We start from the raw sequence: 19283 nt of genomic DNA on the forward strand, positions 1-19283 counted from the left end.
ATTCGAACATGCGACCCCCTGGTCCCAAACCAGGTGCTCTACCAAGCTGAGCTACGTCCCGCGATCACTCACGACTTCACGTTATTGAAGACAAGAAATAATATATCATGAGCCCGCGGGATTTGCAACTCTTTTTTTTATTCCAAAGCTGTTATGTATAGTCTAATGAAGCAAAAACGCCTTCTCGAAATCGGCCGGCGGCACCGGCTTGCTGAAGTAGTATCCCTGCCCTTCATGGCAGCGCTGCTCCTTTAAAAAACGAAGCTGCTCTTCGTTCTCCACGCCTTCCGCCGTCACTTTCAGCTGCAGGTGGTGGGCCATCGAAGCGATGGTCGACACGATCGCCGCGTCGTTATGATCGCTCATCACCTCATTGACGAAAGAACGGTCGATCTTCAGCCGGTCGATCGGCATGTTTTTCAAATAATGCAAGGAGCTGTAACCCGTTCCGAAATCGTCGATGCTGATGAATACGCCAAGCTCTTTCAGCCTGCGCAGCTGTTCGAACGCCGTCTCTTTATCGAACGTCATGCTTTCCGTAATTTCCAGCTCGACGTATTTCGGGTCAAGACCGATTTCCTGCAGGATCTGCCCGATGCTGTCCGCCAAATGCGGCTGAAGGAACTGGCGCATGGACAGGTTGATCGAGACGCAGATCGGCTTGTAGCCCGCATCCTGCCAAGCCTTGTTCTGCTTGCATGCCGTGCGCAGCACCCATTCGCCAAGCTGGACGATCTGCCCGCTTTCCTCGGCCAGCGGAATGAACTCTTGAGGCGAAACGTTGCCGCGCTTCGGATGCTTCCACCGCAGCAAAGCCTCCATGCCGACAATTTCGCCGGTTTCGAGGGAAACGAGCGGCTGATATTCCAAATAAAATTCGCGGCGTTCAAGCGCTTTGCGCAGATCGTTCTCCAGCTTCAACCGTTCCTTCGCCTTCCGCTGCATGGACGGGACGAAATGCCGCACATCCAGCCCGTAGTCCTTGGCATGATGTACCGCCGTATCGGCATGTTGAACCAGCTGCGCCGCCGTATCCCCGTCTTCCGGATAGACCGCCACTCCCGCGCATAACGTAATATGATAGTCGCCGTCGTCGATCGTCAAAGGCTCTTCGAACATCTCCATCAGGCTGCGGATCCGCCGGATCGCGGTTTCCACGTCGGCAAGCGACGGCATAATCAAGGCAAACTCGTCGCCGCCCATACTGAATAGCTCCTCCTTGGGAAGGGTATTCCGCTTCAACCGGTCGCCCACCAGCTGCAGCAGCCGGTCGCCCGCCTGGTGTCCGAGCGAATCGTTGATATTTTTGAACCGGTTGATGTTAAACACGACGACTCCGGTTTTGCCGCTATTCCGCTCCATCATCAGCTTCCCCAGTTGTTCGGTCAACCTTCGTTTATTCGGAAGTCCGGTCAAATCATCATGAAACGCCAGAAAATTCATTTTGGCTTCCATCCGCTGCTGCTCCCGGAAAGGATCTTCGATCGTCAAGCGGTATACGCCTTTTAGGAGCAGGTAATAGGACATCCCGCTGCTCAAGCTTCCCAGCAAAAAGCCGATCTCGTACATGCTGTCTGCAGACATCATCAGCGCTTGGCCGATGGCGACATACAGAAGCGCCCGAATGATGATCAAAAGCGAAGGCGCCCTTTCCTTTCTGCCGCGGTACACGATGGAAGCGACGCCTCCCAATGCGGCAAGGCCGATCAATAAGACCGCGTATCGGACCACGGGACTCAGTTGCCCATCCACGACCAGCTGCGGCAGCTCGCGGCGCCATCCGATAAAAACGGCTACGGCCATGGCCGTAGCAACCGCGGTAACCGAAAAAACGGCGCTTTTATGGGAAATATGGACCATGAAATCTTTTAACGAATATATGTAAAACACTCCCGCCGTCAAAAGCGCCTTGGACAACAGGGACAACCACAAGGCGTCGCTTTCGTTCATGCCCGTTCCAAGCAGCGGCACGCCCATCAAGCATAGCGTCTGCAGCAGATCGAAAACCGCCACGCACAAAAACAAAGCCGCCGTATACAAACGGTAACGCGACAGCTTATGGGAGAACAAAAGCCATCCCTGGGAAAAGATGGCGAAGCTTGCGGCTGTGCAGCAGCTGCCCAGCAAAATGTATATCGTCAGGAATACGCGGGGATCCGTCCCCTGCAGCGGAATCAGCCATTCCGCGAGCCATGCGGCGGCAAAAACCAATATTCCCCACAGGGCCGTTCTGATCGTTCTTTTTTCCTCAATTCTTCTTGGACGCATAAAGCCATCTGACCCCCGGGTAATAAAAATATGAAGATGGTTTCATGTTAAATAATTCCACGTATCCGCCTCTTTTCCTGCTGGGACCAGATAATAATTTTACGTCCTTTGGCACCGTTCGACATAAATTGCGCTTCCCGAAAACTGAATCCTTTTCGCTTTTCAACCGTAATATATAATATAACGATGAAGGAGTGAACGCGGATGATCATTACGACAACGGAAAACATACATAACCACGAAGTCGTTGAGGTACTCGGAACCACGTTTGGCGTCGTGGTGCGCGCACGGGGAATCGGCGGCGACATTATGGCATCCTTGAAAGGACTTGTCGGGGGCGAGGTCAAGCAGTATACGCAGATGATCGAAGACGCGCGGCGGCAGGCGATGGATCGGATGGTTCAAAATGCCCATGCCATGGGCGGGGACGCCATTATCATGATGCGTTTTGACAGCGGGGACATCGGCAACAACATGAGCGAAATCGTCGCATACGGCACCGTCGTTAGAACAAGGCCTGTCGGTTAACCGGGATTCCAATGGGTGTAGTCGTGGGAATGATCCTGTTTTACGGTTTGCAGGTCGTCGTCTTTCTGTTTTTGCTTTGGCTCAGTTGGCGCTTCTTCGACCGCCGCTATCGCCGAAAAAACGAAGAAGCCAGCCGGAGAGACTTGCTCAGCGGCAAATTCGTGCCAACCTCCGAAATATTTGTTGACCCGCGCGACGGACTCAAATATCAGGTGTATTACAACAAAGAAACGGGCGAACGGGAATACGTCCCGATCCAATAATTTCCCGAAACCGCCCTCCATTCATGTAATAAAAAAAGCTTGGCCGCAACCGTGCGGCCAAGCTTTTTGTCTTTATTTTCTCTCGAAATTGACTTCAGGCGTTGTCAGCTTATCGTAAAACTCCACGTATTTGTCCTTGTCCTCCGAGGCGCGCTGCGCCATGGCGGAACGCGGATGCTCGTCGAGCGTCCCCGTAATCATGTACGGGATCAGGTAACCCCACTCTTCTTTTTCGCGCAAAGGAATCATGTAGCGCTCGATGATGTCCAGCACCGGACGGAGGGTATAATGCGTATTTTTCAAGTGCGTCACCAAAAGCTCCGTCGGGCAGTTGCCGGCCGCGCGCCCCATGCCGTAAACGGATGCATCCAGCAGCTCCACGCCCAGCTCGGCGGCAATCAGCGTATTGGAGAACGCGAGCTGCATGTTGTTATGCGTGTGCACGCCAAGGCGTTTGTTCGGCAAATTCGTTTTGAACTTTTCCACCAAATATTTGATGTCCTTGTGATCCAGGCTGCCGTAGGAATCGACGATATAAACCACGTCCACCACGCTGTCCTTGATCATTTCAAACGCTTCGGCCAGCTCGTTTTCCATCACGTTGGACAACGCCATAATATTCAACGTGGTTTCGTATCCGCGATCGTTGAAGGTTTGGATCAGTTCAAGCGCCTTATCGACGTCCTTGATGTAGCAAGCCACGCGGATCAGGTCGAGCATGCTTTCGGAGCGCGGAAGAATGTCGTCCACGTCCACCCGCCCGATGTCCACCAGCGCGGACAGTTTCGTTTTCCCTTTTTGGGGAATGACCTCGCGCAGAAAATCGTCGTTCAAAAACCGCCAAGGTCCCGCCTGATCGGCGCCCTTCAGCAGCTTCGGGGAGTTTTTATAACCGATTTCCATATAATCAACGCCCGCCTCATTCAGCCCGGCGTACAGATTTTGCACAAATTCAACGCTAAAATCCCAATTGTTCACCAGTCCACCGTCACGAATCGTACAGTCCACAATTTTGCAAGGGTTCGTCTTCAACCAAAACTTCTCCTTCCGGCGTAGAAATTTATTATTTCATCATACTTGAATGGCAGTGAAAAAGTAAAGATGAATATCGATTTGTTCGCCTTTCGTGCACAAATAAAAATAAATGCTTGAATGGAAGAATGATGCATATTGATGGAGCTTTCCGCCCGTGATATATTCGTATTAAATGATATTGATTATCAGTCTCTTTTATCTGGAGGAATTACGATGAGCCAACCTACTCCGCTGTTAGATTTGCAACCCGGCGCAACAGGCTCCATATACGCCATAAATCAAATGAACCCGATTCTTCGCCGTCGTCTCAGCGACCTGGGCGTCCATGAGGGCTCTGTCATATCGATGAAACAACGCGGCCCGTTCCGCGGCCCGGTAACGCTGGAATGCAACGGGCAGCTGTTCGGCATCCGCTTAAAGGAAGCAAAGGAAATTGAGGTGTCGGTTTGTTGAACTCCTTTGCCCTGGTCGGCAATCCGAATACCGGCAAAACCTCGCTTTTTAATACGCTGACGACCTCCTACGAATACGTGGGGAACTGGTCCGGCGTCACCGTGGAGAAAAAAATCGGGGACTTGAAGGATGGCGGCGGCCAACTGGTCGATCTGCCCGGCATTTATTCTCTTCACCCCCTCTCCAGGGATGAAAGCGTCGCTGCGCAATATTTAATGGAAGAAAAGCCTGCGGCTCTAATCAACATTGTGGATGCATCCCAGTTGGAGCGGAATTTGGCGCTCAGCATTCAACTGCTGGAATACGGCCGGCCCATGATCCTTGGACTCAACATGATGGATGTGGCCAAGTCCCGCGGCATTCATGTCGATCCCGCCCTACTTCAAGAACGTCTCGGCGTTCCCGTCATTCCGCTTGTGGCCCGAACGGGCAAGGGCAGCACGAAAATTTTGGACGCTTTAAAAGATGTTCCCGAAGACGCCCCCAACCGGCTGAAGCTGGACTACGGTATTGCGGAAACGGCGATTTCGGAGATCGAGAAGCTGCTCCTTAGCATTCCGGGCCTGCCGGATCACCGCTGGGTCGCGATTCAGCTGCTTTCGCAAAATCCCGTCATTCTGGACGCCTTGTCCGCCAAACTGGACATGGAAGCCGCCAAAGAAATCGTCAGCCGCTGCGAGGCCGAGCTTCGTCGGACCGGACTTTCCTCCTCCTTGACGGAATGGATCCGGGCGGTGCGATCGGGATATATCGAAAGGCTGTGCGCGGCGTCCGTTGACCGTTCGGCGCAAAAACCCCATAACTTGACGGAGCGCCTGGATGCCATTTTGACGCACCGGTTTCTAGGCATCCCGATTTTTCTTGCTTTTTTGTTTTTGCTGTTCAAAGTGACGTTCGACTGGATCGGCAACCCGCTTTCCGATTGGCTGGACGGTTTCATTTCGGGGTCGGTCAGCGGCTACATCAACCAAGCGCTGGATTGGGCGGGAGCCTCGTCCTTCACCCACGCGTTGATCGTTGACGGCATCGTGGCCGGGGTCGGCGGGGTACTCGTTTTTATTCCGCAAATCTTCATCCTGTTCCTCATCATTTCCTTTATTGAGGATTCGGGTTACATGGCTCGGGTCAGCCTGCTGATGGATAGCCTGATGGAAGCGGTAGGGCTGAACGGAAAAGCCTTTATTCCTTTCATTATCGGATTCGGCTGCAACGTTCCGGCCGTCATGTCCGCACGGAGCATCGAGCAACCGAAAGACCGGCTGCTGACGACCCTGCTGATTCCGCTGATGTCCTGCTCGGCAAGGCTGCCGGTATATGCTTTGTTCGCAGGCGTCTTTTTTCGGAGCCATCAAGCGCTTGTCGTCCTGTCCATGTACGTGCTTGGCATTGCGATGGCGCTTCTGCTCTGCAAGGTGTTTTCGTCTTACCTGCTCAAAAACGAGTCTTCCGTCTTCGTTGTGGAGCTGCCGCCTTACCGCCTGCCTCAGGGTCGCAGTTTGATGCGGGGAACCTGGGAAAAAGGCAAGGGCTTCCTCCGCAAAGCGGGCACGCTTATTCTTGGCGGTTCCGTGCTGATCTGGCTGCTCTCCTACAGCGGTCCCGGAGGTTTCGGCGTTGACATGGACAACAGCTTCCTGGCCAAAATCGGCGGGCTGATGGCTCCGCTGCTGGCGCCGCTCGGATTCGGAACCTGGCAGTCGGGCTCGTCGCTTTTGACCGGATTTTTGGCTAAGGAAATCGTCGTTTCAACCATGAACATCATTTATCACGTTCCCAACATGGAAGGTTTGCAAGGGCAAATCGCCCTCAGCTTTACGCCGCTGCAGGCTTTCAGCTTTATGGCTTTTGTCCTGCTGTATACGCCTTGCCTCGCGACGGTGGGCGTCATCCGCAAGGAAACCTCCTCCTGGCGTTGGACGGCATTTTCGATCGGTTACGCCGTCATTCTCGCCTATTTGATTTCCCTGATCATTTATCAGGGCGGTCGCCTGCTCGGCTTATCTTGACAAACCGCAAACAAGAAACGGGGTGTTTCTGTTGATCGATGTACTCATCATTGGAGTTATTTTCGCCTATGCCGGATGGATGCTTTTCCGTTATGTCAAAAAGAGCAAAAAAGGCGCTTGCGCCTCCTGCGCCTTGAACAAATCCTGCCAATCGGCCTGCTCCGTTCCGGATGCGGCGCTTCATCGCGCCAAAGCCGGGGACAGCCCCGGCTCCAAGTAAGGGCATGGCCTGTCAATAATAGTATTTTTGCGAATAAAGCCTTTCGCTTATTGCCAATAGAGTCTCACAAAAATGGGCAGTTCCCAGTGTATCTCGCCGGGAGCTGCCCTCATTTTATTTTGCCGCCTCCTGCGCCAAAATCCATTCCGTAATGGTCCGCACCATTACTCCCGTCGCTCCTTTCGGGTTGACGCCCCGCTCCTTGGCGAGAAAAGCCGTTCCGGCGATATCCAAATGGATCCAGGGCAGCCCTTCGGCAAAAGTCCCGACAAACAGTCCGGCCGTGATCGCCGCGCCGCGGGAACCCGTGCTGTTTTTGACGTCGGCCACGTCGCTTTTCAGCATATCCCAAAATTCCTTGTACGCCGGCAGCGGCCATACCTTTTCTCCGGTACGTTTGGAAGCGAGGATAAACTCCTCGAGCATCGTGTCATCGTTCGCGACCGCTCCGGTGGCCACATCCCCCAAAGCCGTCAATACGGCCCCGGTCAGCGTGGCGACATCGATCAGCTTCGAAGCCCCTTGCTCCCGCGCGTATGCCATCCCGTCGGCCAGCACCACGCGGCCTTCCGCGTCGGTGTTCAAAACCTCGATCGTCCGGCCGTTATAGCTTCGGATCACGTCTCCCGGTTTAAAGGCGGTGCCGCCCGGCATATTTTCGGCGGTGGGAATGACCATGACGACATTGACGGCCGGCTTTAGCCTGCCAAGCGCGTTCATGACGCCCAACACGGCGGCGGCCCCGGCCATGTCGCTGATCATTTCCTCCATCCCGACCCGCCTTTTCAGCGAAATGCCGCCCGTATCAAAGGTGATCCCTTTGCCTACCAGGCCGATCACGTCTTCCCATTGCTCCCTGCCTTGGTATCGAATCATGATCAGCCGCGGCGGATGCGCGCTGCCTTGACCGACGGCGATCAAGCCGCCCATGCCCAGCTCCTTCAGCTGGCGTTCGTCCAAAACGGACGACTCGAATCCGTATTTTGCGGCGACGTTTAACGCGGCTTTCGCCAAATCATCCGGGACAAGCATGTTGCCCGGCAAATTGGTCAGGTCCCGGGCCAAACAAACCGATTCCGCATAGGCCAGCCCCCGCCGGATGCCTAGCTCCCAGTCCGCTTTTTCCGCCGCCGAAGCCGATCCTTTGCGCAAAAATAAAAGCTGCTCGATCCCGTCGTACGGGGCTGCGTGTTTCTTATAATGCTGCTGGCGATACGCGCCCAGGATCATCCCCTCGGTTAACGCCTGGGCGGCTGTCGCGGCATCTTGCTCAACCGTAAAAGCGACCAGCGGCGAGCTGAGCTCCCAGGCGATCGTTTTGACCCTCATTTTTAATGCCGCTTTTGCCGCTTGGGCCGCCGCCACCCTCAGCTCCTCCGACGTCAGCGGCCGCTCGCCGACGCCTACGAAAATAACGGTCCGGTATTCCCCCCGGCCCTGCAGCGGCATGGCGTAGGTCTGAAAAGGCGCTCCCTGGAACAAATGCCTTTCCATCAGCGGCAGCAGCAGCGAATTCCATGCCTGACGCATGCTTCCATGCTGAACGCCTTCCGGCGATACCAATACGATAAACGCGTCCACGTCCAACCGTGCCGCGTCCGATTCCCCGATCCATTCGATCGCAACCTGCATCATTTCAGAACAGGAATGTCCATCCATCGGCCATCTTCCTTTGTCATGAAGTTTTCGGACGTTAAACATATATATTATTCCACGTTTGTCCAAGGCAACTCCTTGAACAGGTTTTTTTGCCTAAAAACAGCTCGGTTGATAAAAAGCCGGTTGTCCCTAATCGTTGTAAAATACTAACAAATTTTGATGATATATACGATATTAAACTTATAACATCATCTTGCAGAAGAGAGGTTTGCAACTGTGGCTAAAATCGGAATCGATCTGGGCACCTCCAACAGCCTTGTCGCTTATTGGAAAGAAGATGGCCCCGAAATCATCCCCAATTCGCTCGGAAATTCCTTGACGCCTTCGGTCGTCAGTCTGGATGAGAACGGCGAAATTTTGGTGGGCCAAATCGCAAAAGAAAGATTAATTACACATCCCCATCTCACCGTCTCGACTTTCAAACGGTATATGGGCACCGACAAGCAATACGAGCTTGGAAAATACATATTTACTCCCGAGGATTTATCATCATTCGTATTGCGGTCATTAAAAGCGGATGCTGAAGCCCATTTAGGGGAAGAAGTTGACGAAGCGGTCATCAGCGTCCCCGCCTATTTCAATGATGCGCAGCGCAAAGCGACCTTGCGTGCTGCCATGCTTGCCGGACTGCATGTGGAACGGCTGATAAGCGAGCCGACCGCAGCAGCGATCTCCTATGGGCTGCATCAATATGACTCGGAAACCCGCTTCCTTGTTTTTGACTTGGGCGGCGGAACCTTTGACGTTTCCGTACTGGAGCTGTTTGAAGGAATTATGCAGGTACAATCGATCGCGGGAGATAACTATCTGGGCGGGGAGGATTTTACCGAGCTGCTGCTGTCCCATTTCGTCGAGTCGCAAGCGATCGATTTTGCAAGCTTGCCCGGCAAGGCGAAATCCGCCTTATACAAACAAGCGGAGTTATGCAAGCTCGCCTTGGCAAATGGAAATACCGGAGAGATGGCGTTTGCCTTTGAAGGCCAAACCTACCGAACCAGCGTGAACCGGAACCAATATGAACAGCTTGCCGCCCAGCTTCTGCTGCGTCTGCGCAGTCCGATTGAACGGGCGCTTCGGGACGCCTCGCTAGTGCCGCAAGATCTCGATGCCGTCATCCTGATTGGCGGAGCTACACGAATGCCTGTCATCAAAACCGTCGTCAGCAAAATGTTCGGCCGGCTCCCCTATTCGGAAATCAATCCCGACGAAGCCGTTGCGCTCGGAGCGGCTATTCAGGTGGCGCTCAAAGAACGGAATGCCGGCTTGCAGGAAATCATTTTGACGGATGTATGCCCGTTTACTTTGGGGACGGATGTCTCCAGGCAGATGGGGGATGGGAGTTACAGTCACGGACATTTTGATCCCATTATTGAACGAAATACGCCGATCCCTGTAAGCAAAGTTAAAAGCTATGTCCCACTCCATGATCACCAGGACAAGATAAATATACTCGTTTACCAAGGCGAAAGCCGGAAGGTCGAAAATAACATCAAAATCGGGGAAATTGAAATTCCGATCCCACCTACCAAGGCAGGAAAAGAATCCGTTCAAGTACGATATACCTATGACATCAATGGGGTCCTGGAAGTAGAGCTTACCGTCGAAAGCACAGGCCTGAAAAAATCGATGATTATCGAAAAAAATCCCGGTCAATCGACGCCCGAGCAAATTCAGGCAAGACTTGAAGAGCTTAAGCATCTCAAAATTCATCCGCGGGACCGTAGCGAAAACCGCCTGCTTCTGGCTAGAGGCGAAAGGCTTTATGAGGAGTCACTAAATGAAAGACGTGAATATATCGCCGAGTTGATCATGGCATTCGAGCGTGTTCTCGCGACTCAAAATGAACAGGAAATCAAGAAAAAAGCTGCCCAATTCAAACAACAGCTCGATTCCCTTGAAAGGTGGATGGAGTTTTAATGACGATTTGGGAACGGCTTGGCATCCCTCCAACCCATGACGTCAAGGCTATTAAACGTGCGTATGCCGAGCAGCTCAAAATCCACCATCCGGAGGACGATCCGCAAGGATATCAGGCGCTACGCGAGGCATTTGATGCAGCGTTATCGTTAGCCAAACGGCAGGCCATCCGGGAAGAAGCGGCTGCGGAAGCAGAGGATATATTGCATTTGCAATTGCAATCCGAAGAAGACAAAGAACGGCCGTTAGTACCGCCGGAATCGCTTTTATTTCAAGCTCGTTCAGTCGAGTTTCCTGAGGAGGACGAAGACGCTGAAGCGCTGGAACCTCCTCCAAAATGGCCGCCGCATATGAATGTTGATGCAGAAAATGCATCCCAACGCAGTCCCCGCACCATAGCGGATCTAATCGCAGCGGTAAATGCCTTATACGATCATTTTCCGTCACGGATTTCGCCCGATAAATGGATCGAGCTGCTGAACTCCGAGGTGATGTGGAACATCGAATATAAGCTTGAGATCAGCAAGGAGCTGTTAGCCGTACTGCAAAACCGCAGATACCTTCCGGCCGGGATTTGGAAGCTGCTCGAAAGCTATTTCCACTGGGAAGAATACATGCGGGAGTCGCCCGCATTTGATTGGGACCGCGGAGTTCAATCTTTTTTTGGTTACTATGTCAGACAGCTTCGGGAGCCGGGGCTTGGTTATGGGGCACTGCTTCATGCCGGGGAAATCGACATCGATGCCTTTTTGGAGAACCGTGATCAGGGGTATTTGGCTTTATTCCACAACGATCTTAATCAGGCGGAAAAACATTTGAAGCTTGCCTATTCGCTTTTTCCTGCGGATCCGGACCTGCTTCGCATGCTTGGGGAATATTATTTGCGTTTGCGGGAGTATTCATCGGCCCTTGCCTGTTATAATCATTTGATCAAGCTGCAACCTTCGAAAATCAGCCATTATTTATATCGAGCATTAACATGGTATAACATGGGCAATTATGAGTATTCAGCCAAGGAATGTGTTTCCCTTGTTACTTCATACCCTGATCATTACGAAGCTATGATTTTATTAGGATATTCCCTTAAAGAAGAAGGACTGAAAGAAAAAGGTTTACACTGGTTCCGAAAGGTTCTTGAGAAAACGGATAAAAATGAACGCTCACATCATAAATATCGAAAACAAGCTTTAAACGGAATATTTTATATCGATATCGAACTACCAATACCATATCTAAATCATGAAAACTTTGAGTCCGACTATAACATAAACCTTCAAAGTTCAACTGTTCAAGAATCGGAAGAATCCTTACTATCCCAACGCAGTCCCCGCACCATAGCGGATCTAATCGCAGCGGTAACTGCCTTATACGATCATTTTCCGTCACGGATTTCGCCCGATAAATGGATCGAGCTGCTGAACTCCGAGGTAATGTGGAACATCGAATATAAGCTTGAGATCAGCAAGGAGCTGTTAGCCGTACTGCAAAACCGCAGATACCTTCCGGCCGGGATTTGGAAGCTGCTCGAAAGCTATTTCCACTGGGAAGAATACATGCGGGAGTCGCCCGCATTTGATTGGGACCGCGGAGTTCAATCTTTTTTTGGTTACTATGTCAGACAGCTTCGGGAGCCGGGGCTTGGTTATGGGGCACTGCTTCATGCCGGGGAAATCGACATCGATGCCTTTTTGGAGAACCGTGATCAGGGGTATTTGGCTTTATTCCACAACGATCTTAATCAGGCGGAAAAACATTTGAAGCTTGCCTATTCGCTTTTTCCTGCGGATCCGGACCTGCTTCGTATGCTTGGGGAATATTATTTGCGTTTGCGGGAGCATGAAAAGGCATTATCTTATGTGGACCATTTGATCCTGCTGATGCCGGATGAATTGGATGCTCAGTTGCGCCGGGCCCAAATCTTCTATGATTCCGGCCAATTCAGCCGCTCGCTCGAAGAATGCGAACTCATCATTTCGCGCAATCCCGATCATTATGAGGCTTGGATTTTGTCCGGGCAAAACCACAAGGCCCTTGGCGACCAACCACACGCGGAGGAACAATTTCACCATGCGCAGCAAATGGGCAAGCCTTCTTCGCAAGAACATAAGCCCAAGAAGAAAGTAAAACCAGGCAGGCTGTTTTTCAGAAAACGCATCCTTGCGCATGTGCTGATCTGGATCATCAGCAGCGTATCATTGATCGGGTGTTATCATTTTTATGGATATTCAACAAGTCTTATGAAGCCGGTTCCCGCCGGCAATATACAAGCGTTGGAGCGAATGAAGGAACAAAGGTACACTTCGCTTACCCTGACGAAACTTAAGGATACGGGCATAGGCAAATACAAATTAGGTTCAGGCGAAGGTGAAGGCGAAGGCGAAGACGCTTATGTGTATCAAAATCAAGCTTATGCGTTTCGTCATTTTGTGGAGTACGGGGATGCTGCGGGATATTTTTACCTTGGGGAATTTGACGGGTACAACATGATTGTATTAAGCGCTGCCAGGCTTGATTTGGAAAATATGCAGCATAAAACGACCGTTCTGGGATACGTTCATCCAGCAAGCAAGGAATTGCAAGCCGACGTCATCGAGATGCTCCAATGGAAGCCTGAACATCCGGAGGGGACGCCCGAAGCAGAGCTCGAGTTATACACGAAAAGCTTGATAAAACACTTAAAACTCTTTCAGTTCGGATCTAAAACCAAGCCGATTACCAAACCGGTGAAACTGGAAATTTTTTCAAAATATATCGAAGTCCGGGCTCCCATCAAAAATACCGAAACTTACCGCAATCTGCTCGCCGCTTTCATTGTCGTTGCATTGGCTTGGTTGTACAGCAGCTATATCCTCATCACCGAATTCAGAAGTAATTACCGGATGATTCGTTTCTACCAGAGGAAAGGAATGCAAACATGATTCGTAGACCATTGCTTAAAAAAACTGCCTTTTACGATGAAATGACATCCGCACTTTTTGCGGCGGGTCCGGTTTTTGTCGAAGGCCTTTACAGCTATCGGGATATCTCTCTTAGTCCGAAGTCTGCTCTCTCCAACTGGATGCGATTATGGGGAATTTCCGATTCCGTAACCTATCAAGAAAAGCTGAGATGGCTTTTTTATAAAGGATACCGCTCCGAGTTCGATCAAATCTCGAATAGGTTGTCCATGCTGCCGCAGCAAGCCCGTCAAGAGTATATCCGCAGTCTTCCGGAACAAGAACAACCCAAATTCTTCTGCGTAAATCTGTTTAGGAACATGCTTACTTCTGCTGGTATCGCCGCTTTGGACTACGCTTTAATCATCGCTTTGTGCAAAGTCGTGACCAAAATCCATATAACCCGCTTCAAAGATGCTCGTCCCTATAGCTTGGAGGCGGCCCAAATCGCGCAATCGAAATACCGGAGCTGGCATGAATATCAAACGGCGTGTATTGCGGGAGTCTATTTTGCCTCCCCTTTAGCCGACTTGGATGTATTACGGTTCAATTTCGCTCAAAAGCTGCTTGAAATATCCAATTTAGAACATTCCATCCGGTGGGACCAGCGGTTAAAGTAACCTATCGCGTCGCCAACGACGGCTTAACAAACACTAATTCCCGTGACCAGCATCGGTCGCAGGAATTAGTGTTTTCCGCTTTTTGAAAATTTTTTGAGTTCCGGATTCCTGATGAAAGGCAGCTCTAGCAAGTATTCATTCTTACGTTCATATTGAAAATCAAGTCCAAATGCCTTAATGCTGCTACTTACATGTATAATAAATGAATCCGGACCGTCAAACTGAAAATACCCATGTGGCAAAATTTGGTATACCATCAGTTCCGTTTTGATGTAATCGATTTGTTCCTGCTTGCTTTTCATCAATGCAATGGCTTCAGGTGAAGAAGGCCATTTGATTGTCAAGTTCACGTCCATATCGGCAAACTGCTGTGCCAACGGATACAATTCTCTAATCGCTGCGTCTATGTATTCAGAAGAAAGCTTGCTGCCATGCTTCAGATCCTTTTTGATTTTCTGCCATTTGGTATTCAGTTCCGTCAGGCAATCCAGATAATACTGCAGATGATCGATTTCAAACAGCGCTTTATTCCGTTTGATGGCATGATCAGGATTACCGGGATACAAATCCGCCGCCTTTCCAAACAGATCCAAGGCTTCGTCCATCTTATGTGCCGCAATGGCCTCGTCTCCTTGGGCAATTAGCCGATTCGCCAAATCAATGATTTTTTGCGATTCCTTCCGTTTATACCGGGCATTTTCATGGCTCGGATTCATTACCAAAACCTTATTATATATTTCCACCGCATGATCGTAACGCCCGGACCCTAGATCGCGATCGGCTTCGTCCATCAGCTTCTGCTCTTGAGCATCATGAACATCATCATCCCCGCAGCCTGACAATACCAACAAACTGCCTCCTATGGCAAAAGACAAAATAATACGGGCCCACTTCCCTTTTCGATTTTCCACAAATTAGATCCCCCTTTCATTGTTGATGTGGGAAGGATTAATGCAGTTTTCGTTTGACCATGGGGCTGTCGCTGAAATTTAATAGTTGCATTAGACGGTTTTTCCGTTCTTTCATATTCAGGGATTGATCTCCAGAATACAATTCCAGTCCTGCAATGAAACCTGTACAATATTCATCCCAGTCGGCATAGGATTCCTGAGCCAGTCTTACCAGCTTGTTTACATAATTCCAGTGCTCATCTTTCGATAACCAACGAAGTTTATGGCCAATACAGCAGAAATGCACTGCAAATGAGCAATCAAAAGCCGTTATACCGCCGGCAGGCAAACGCCGCAAATAACGATTAACGATAGTCAGGTCCCGCTGCTCTTTACGATCAGACACCGATTTGATCTTCTGAATCCTCCCTTCTTCCGTCATTTGAATAAGCTTATAGTAAATAAATTTATAATCCAGACGTTTTCCGTCAGCAATAAGCCATTCAATCCGCTCCTTCAATTCCGCTGCATCTCTTATATTAAATTCATTCAGGATGGATGCGAGTTTCTGTTTGGTTTCGGAGTAAGCTGATTCTGGATTCATGATATAATAATTCGCCTTATCTCCAGCAAAAACGAGAGAAACCATTGCATCTACATACTTTTGTAACTTCTCCCTCTCTTCAAAACTCATCGGCATATCGAACCAATCACCTTTCAATACTTAATAAAACCTCAAGTATCTCCTTATTCTGTTCAATCCAGCAATAAGAGAAATATAAAACAATAAAAGCAATGCAGTAAAAATATATATCATGAATGGAATAGACGGGAGCCGCTCGTTGTGACTTGAGCCATCACTTGAATCAATAATCTGGTCTGACAGGCGATAACTATCAAAATGCCCCGTAAACTTGCGCCACCTGTCTATCTCACCGAATATCCCTTGCGAAGGTTGAATATATCCCGTAATCTCTATTTCTACGGGCTTTTTTTCGTATATCTCAAGTGTTTGTTCATAATTCGCAAGAAAGATTAAAGCAGAATTCCCCATGCTTCCAACGCAATAATATCCGGAAATATTTTCTTTTTTCTCCGGTTTTCGTTGCAACAAATAGGTTTTTTTCCCTCCCTCACTGCCCCATTCAACGATTTGTATGCCTGTAAAAACAACATTTTTCAGTTTCAACCGGACCGCATTTCTGCCCTCAGGTACATTTTTCAGTTCCTCTTCTGTTGTCATTTCCGGGAGCGGCACCGGATGGATCATTTGCTTAACATAACCCCATGGTGATACCTCCACATGATTGTTCCATGAAACGGCGATGGTGATATGCAAAACGATGAGAAAGAACAGCGTGATCCATTTGTTTGAAAGCAGCAGCCTGCCCGCAATTTTTAATCGGACATGTAAAGAGGGCCTGCTCCATTCTTTTATCAGTTTTTGCTTGGTTTCGCGCCGTTCTTTCCGCTTTAAATAAGGAATGTTGTCTTTCACGTATCGATGTATTTTGGCCAACTGAATAACGGCATCGCTGTCATTCGGATTTATTTTTAAAATATGCTGGTATACTTCACGGGCAGCTTCGATCCGCTCCAACCGCATATAACATTGACCTAACAAGGATAAAATCTCGATCTGGTCAGGGTTCTTTATTTTTATGCTTTCCAACATATCCAGAGCTTCAGTAAGCCGACCGATCTGAATCAAAATTCGGGCATGCTGAAGAACGGTCTCGTTATTATTTTCTACAGCATTTATATAGCGCTCGCATGCATCCAAGGCGTTCACCAAATTGCCGCACTGCCTGTAAAACTCGATTTGCATCCATAACAAGTTGCGCTCCCCCGCAAAAATAGACATCGCTTCATTCAGCGCTTGTTCGGCTTCTTCCAACCGGCGGTAGAACCAGGCCTTTACAAAGGCTTCGCGACAACGGAAATAAGAATCATGATCCATATTTACCGTTGTCAACAGATCGGAATAGACAATTTCGGATGTAAAAAAATCGACTTTATAAATATAGGCATAAATCCTAGGGTATTTCTTCAAAAAAACATCCGGGTCTTCGGAAGCCAGCGATTTCCAATGAAAAGAGCCTTCAAGAAGCTCCCATATTTCGCTTGGCAAAAAATAGTGCTCATTCAGATATGCAAGGATTCGCTCATTTAGCAGACTTTGCATCTCCACCTTCCACAAAATATCGCTATTAAGCAGTTCCAGCCAAAGCTCCGGATTACATCGTGAAGGAAAATCTGTGTATAAGGAGTCCAGCTTGTCCATGAATTCGTCAACACGTTCATTTACAGGTTTTTCCTGAGAGGTTTCCCCATGATGATACAATAAGTGGAACATTGGAGCCGAAGTCGGCGGCAAATCGTTTGATTCACTTTCACTGTATAGGTCGCTATCTGCTTCATCATATGTATCGATGTTTATATCATCATCGTCGTATACATTATCATCCTCATCGCTATCATTGCGTTCATGCTGCTCCTCTTGCTCATTAAAAAAAAGCAGGCTCTTCTGCTTCTGCCCAAAACCTCCCTTTTTCGCCAGCTTCAACGCTTCATCAAAAGCTTCACGAAGCCTCTGATACCCTGCCGGATCATCTTCGGGATGATGCTTTTTCAGCATGCTGGCATACGCTTTCCGAATTTGCGCAATATCATCGGTCGGTTCAATACCGAGGATTGACCATATATTCAAACGCACTCACTCCACCAGGTAGATATTTTTAGGAACTTCTGGTATTCTGTTTCATTACTACTAAATATATATTATCGGCAGATCATCTATTAATTTTTACCAAATTAGATGTATCGTTCCATTCGGAATAGAAAATAAAATGGAGGATTCCCCAAATGAAAGCTCTATTAAAACATTCATGGAATATAAGCGAACAGGATGCCATCCAATTGCAGCAGCAGCTAGCTCTGCAGGTGATTCACGAGGATTGCGGGACCCCGGTCGAATACGTTGCCGGCGTCGATGTGGCATACAGCAAACATAACGGCAATCTGGTCGCAGCTGTCGTGATTTTGAACGCAGACTCGCTCGAGCTCGTTGAATCCGCCACCGTTGAAGATACGGCCGCCTTCCCTTACATCCCCGGTTTATTTTCATTCAGGGAGCTCCCTCCGGTAATCAAAGCTTTCGAGAACATAAAAACGACGCCCCAACTGGTCGTCTGTGATGGACAAGGCTTGGCCCATCCAAGGCGGTTTGGATTAGCCAGCCATTTGGGCGTTCTGTTGGATATTTCTACGATCGGATGCGGCAAAACAAGGCTGATCGGCGATTTTACGGAGCCGGATTTGAAGAGGGGATCTTATGCTCCTTTGGTGGATCATGGCGAGGAGATCGGAAGCGTCCTGCGAACCCAGGAGGGAGTCAAACCTATTTTCGTATCCGTCGGGCATCGGATTTCGCTCGCAGCGGCCCGCGAGTGGATTTTGAAGCTTGCTCCCCGCTACCGTTTGCCGGAAACGACCCGCCAGGCGGATCATCTAGTCAAAACGGTTTTAGGGAGAGGTTGAGGCGGCGATCCGGGTTGGCCCCAGATCGGAGATTGCATGAGTAGTCCGCAGGATGTTAAGTTTGAATTAATGGTAACGGAAGGGAGAGTTTGACTTGAGCCAGTCACAGCAATTGAAAAAAGGTCAGCTTCTGATTCAGGAAATCGAGGATACCGTCGTGCCGTATGGCATGGTCGCAGTTTGGCCGCTTGGACAAGCCAGCTTTATCATCAAAGGCGGGACAACCGTCATCTATATCGACCCGTATGTCAGCCACGACCCGGACCGTATCTATCCCGCTCCGATCGGCCCGGAACATATTACAAATGCAGACTACTGCTTGATTACGCACGAGCATTCGGATCATTTGGATTTGGATGCGATTGCCGCCATGTCCCGAACTGGCAAAGACACCATTTTTATGGCCCCGGCATGCTGCCGGGAGGACATGGAGAAGCAAGGCGTAGCTCGCGAGCGCTTCATCATTGCTGACACCGAAAAGGAATGCGGCGAAGAAGTGATCATCCGGCCGATTCCGGCTGCGCATGAAGAACTCGAAACGGACGAGCAAGGTTATCACCGTTACGTCGGCTACCTTATCAAGCTAAACGGCGTTACGGTTTACCATTCCGGGGATACGCTGGTTTATGAAGGATTGGCGGAACGGCTGCGCCAGGAGTCCATCGACCTCGGGTTGCTGCCGATCAATGGCCGGGACGCTTTCCGGACCAGCCGCGGCATTATCGGCAACATGGACTACCGGGAGGCAGCCGAGCTGGCAAAAACGGCCGGATTCGGGATGACGATCCCCATGCATTACGACATCTTTACAGGGAATACGGAGCATCCGGGATACTTCGTGGACTATGTATACGACCATTTTCCCGAAATGCGCATCCATGTGATTGCACGGGGCGAAAGGTTTATTCACATTACGGATGCTGCTCTTAGAGCTTGGGGATAACATGC

The 19283-nt window shown here is 49.8% G+C and carries 16 protein-coding genes; 10 read left to right on the plus strand and 6 right to left on the minus strand.

What is annotated here, in order from left to right:
• Window positions 1-162: 162 nt before the first annotated feature.
• Window positions 163-2268: a putative bifunctional diguanylate cyclase/phosphodiesterase gene (locus tag GQY55_RS13840; protein WP_160042327.1), complete on the minus strand. Its 2106-nt coding sequence runs from the start codon at window positions 2266-2268 to the stop codon at window positions 163-165.
• 204 nt (window positions 2269-2472) lie between these two features.
• Here GQY55_RS13840 and GQY55_RS13845 point away from each other — a divergent pair, with 204 nt between their 5' ends.
• Both GQY55_RS13845 and GQY55_RS13850 read left to right on the plus strand, forming a co-directional pair.
• The gene (locus GQY55_RS13845) at window positions 2473-2796 is read left to right on the plus strand and encodes a YbjQ family protein (protein WP_160042329.1); all 324 of its coding nucleotides are present in this window, start codon (window positions 2473-2475) and stop codon (window positions 2794-2796) included.
• Window positions 2797-2807: 11 nt separating this feature from the next.
• Window positions 2808-3059, plus strand: a complete 252-nt coding sequence (locus tag GQY55_RS13850; protein WP_160042331.1) for an HD family phosphohydrolase — start codon at window positions 2808-2810, stop codon at window positions 3057-3059.
• A 72-nt stretch (window positions 3060-3131) separates the two neighbouring features.
• Here GQY55_RS13850 and GQY55_RS13855 read toward each other — a convergent pair whose 3' ends face one another.
• Window positions 3132-4091, minus strand: coding sequence for an aldolase catalytic domain-containing protein (locus tag GQY55_RS13855; RefSeq protein ID WP_160042333.1), 960 nt, complete (start codon window positions 4089-4091; stop codon window positions 3132-3134).
• Between the two features lie 216 nt (window positions 4092-4307).
• Between GQY55_RS13855 and GQY55_RS13860 the strand changes: the two genes are divergently transcribed.
• From GQY55_RS13860 to GQY55_RS13870, 3 genes are read left to right on the plus strand one after another with little or no spacing between them, the layout of a single operon-like run.
• Entirely contained in the window at window positions 4308-4547 is a 240-nt protein-coding gene (locus GQY55_RS13860) for a FeoA family protein (RefSeq protein WP_160042335.1), read from the plus strand.
• Window positions 4544-6553 carry a ferrous iron transport protein B gene (gene feoB, locus GQY55_RS13865; RefSeq protein ID WP_160042337.1) on the plus strand — a complete coding sequence of 670 codons (2010 nt, stop codon included), beginning with the start codon at window positions 4544-4546 and terminating at the stop codon, window positions 6551-6553. The genes GQY55_RS13860 and feoB overlap by 4 nt, the downstream gene beginning before the upstream one ends.
• A gap of 31 nt (window positions 6554-6584) precedes the next feature.
• On the plus strand, window positions 6585-6773 hold the full coding sequence (locus GQY55_RS13870) for a FeoB-associated Cys-rich membrane protein (RefSeq protein ID WP_373309220.1): 189 nt from the start codon (window positions 6585-6587) through the stop codon (window positions 6771-6773).
• Between the two features lie 114 nt (window positions 6774-6887).
• Here GQY55_RS13870 and GQY55_RS13875 read toward each other — a convergent pair whose 3' ends face one another.
• Window positions 6888-8408, minus strand: coding sequence for a leucyl aminopeptidase (locus GQY55_RS13875; RefSeq protein ID WP_236575602.1), 1521 nt, complete (start codon window positions 8406-8408; stop codon window positions 6888-6890).
• A 240-nt stretch (window positions 8409-8648) separates the two neighbouring features.
• On the opposite strand from GQY55_RS13875, the gene GQY55_RS13880 reads away from it, so the two are divergent.
• The 3 genes from GQY55_RS13880 (at window position 8649) to GQY55_RS13890 (ending at window position 13905) form a co-directional block, all read left to right on the plus strand.
• A complete protein-coding gene (locus tag GQY55_RS13880; protein WP_160042339.1) occupies window positions 8649-10349 on the plus strand; it encodes a molecular chaperone HscC in 1701 nt (566 codons plus the stop codon).
• On the plus strand, window positions 10349-13267 hold the full coding sequence (locus GQY55_RS13885) for a J domain-containing protein (RefSeq protein ID WP_160042341.1): 2919 nt from the start codon (window positions 10349-10351) through the stop codon (window positions 13265-13267). Before GQY55_RS13880 ends, GQY55_RS13885 begins: the two co-directional genes overlap by 1 nt.
• A 140-nt stretch (window positions 13268-13407) precedes the next feature.
• The gene (locus GQY55_RS13890; protein WP_236575603.1) at window positions 13408-13905 is read left to right on the plus strand and encodes a DUF1266 domain-containing protein; all 498 of its coding nucleotides are present in this window, start codon (window positions 13408-13410) and stop codon (window positions 13903-13905) included.
• A gap of 65 nt (window positions 13906-13970) precedes the next feature.
• Here the strand turns inward: GQY55_RS13890 and GQY55_RS13895 are convergent, their stop codons facing one another.
• Genes GQY55_RS13895 through GQY55_RS13905 form a run of 3 tightly spaced genes read right to left on the minus strand, consistent with a single transcriptional unit; the run spans window position 13971 to window position 17505 of the window.
• The gene (locus GQY55_RS13895) at window positions 13971-14816 is read right to left on the minus strand and encodes a hypothetical protein (protein WP_160042345.1); all 846 of its coding nucleotides are present in this window, start codon (window positions 14814-14816) and stop codon (window positions 13971-13973) included.
• 37 nt (window positions 14817-14853) lie between these two features.
• Window positions 14854-15516, minus strand: a complete 663-nt coding sequence (locus GQY55_RS13900; protein WP_236575604.1) for a DUF1266 domain-containing protein — start codon at window positions 15514-15516, stop codon at window positions 14854-14856.
• A 3-nt stretch (window positions 15517-15519) separates the two neighbouring features.
• Entirely contained in the window at window positions 15520-17505 is a 1986-nt protein-coding gene (locus tag GQY55_RS13905) for a J domain-containing protein (RefSeq protein WP_160042349.1), read from the minus strand.
• Between the two features lie 155 nt (window positions 17506-17660).
• Between GQY55_RS13905 and nfi the strand changes: the two genes are divergently transcribed.
• Both nfi and GQY55_RS13915 read left to right on the plus strand, forming a co-directional pair.
• Window positions 17661-18335 carry a deoxyribonuclease V gene (gene nfi / locus GQY55_RS13910; RefSeq protein ID WP_160042351.1) on the plus strand — a complete coding sequence of 225 codons (675 nt, stop codon included), beginning with the start codon at window positions 17661-17663 and terminating at the stop codon, window positions 18333-18335.
• 94 nt (window positions 18336-18429) lie between these two features.
• Window positions 18430-19278 carry an MBL fold metallo-hydrolase gene (locus tag GQY55_RS13915; RefSeq protein WP_236575605.1) on the plus strand — a complete coding sequence of 283 codons (849 nt, stop codon included), beginning with the start codon at window positions 18430-18432 and terminating at the stop codon, window positions 19276-19278.
• Window positions 19279-19283: the final 5 nt, after the last annotated feature.

It is taken from the genome of Paenibacillus sp. USDA918EY (assembly GCF_009870825.1).
Classification (GTDB): domain Bacteria; phylum Bacillota; class Bacilli; order Paenibacillales; family Paenibacillaceae; genus Paenibacillus_AQ; species Paenibacillus_AQ albilobatus.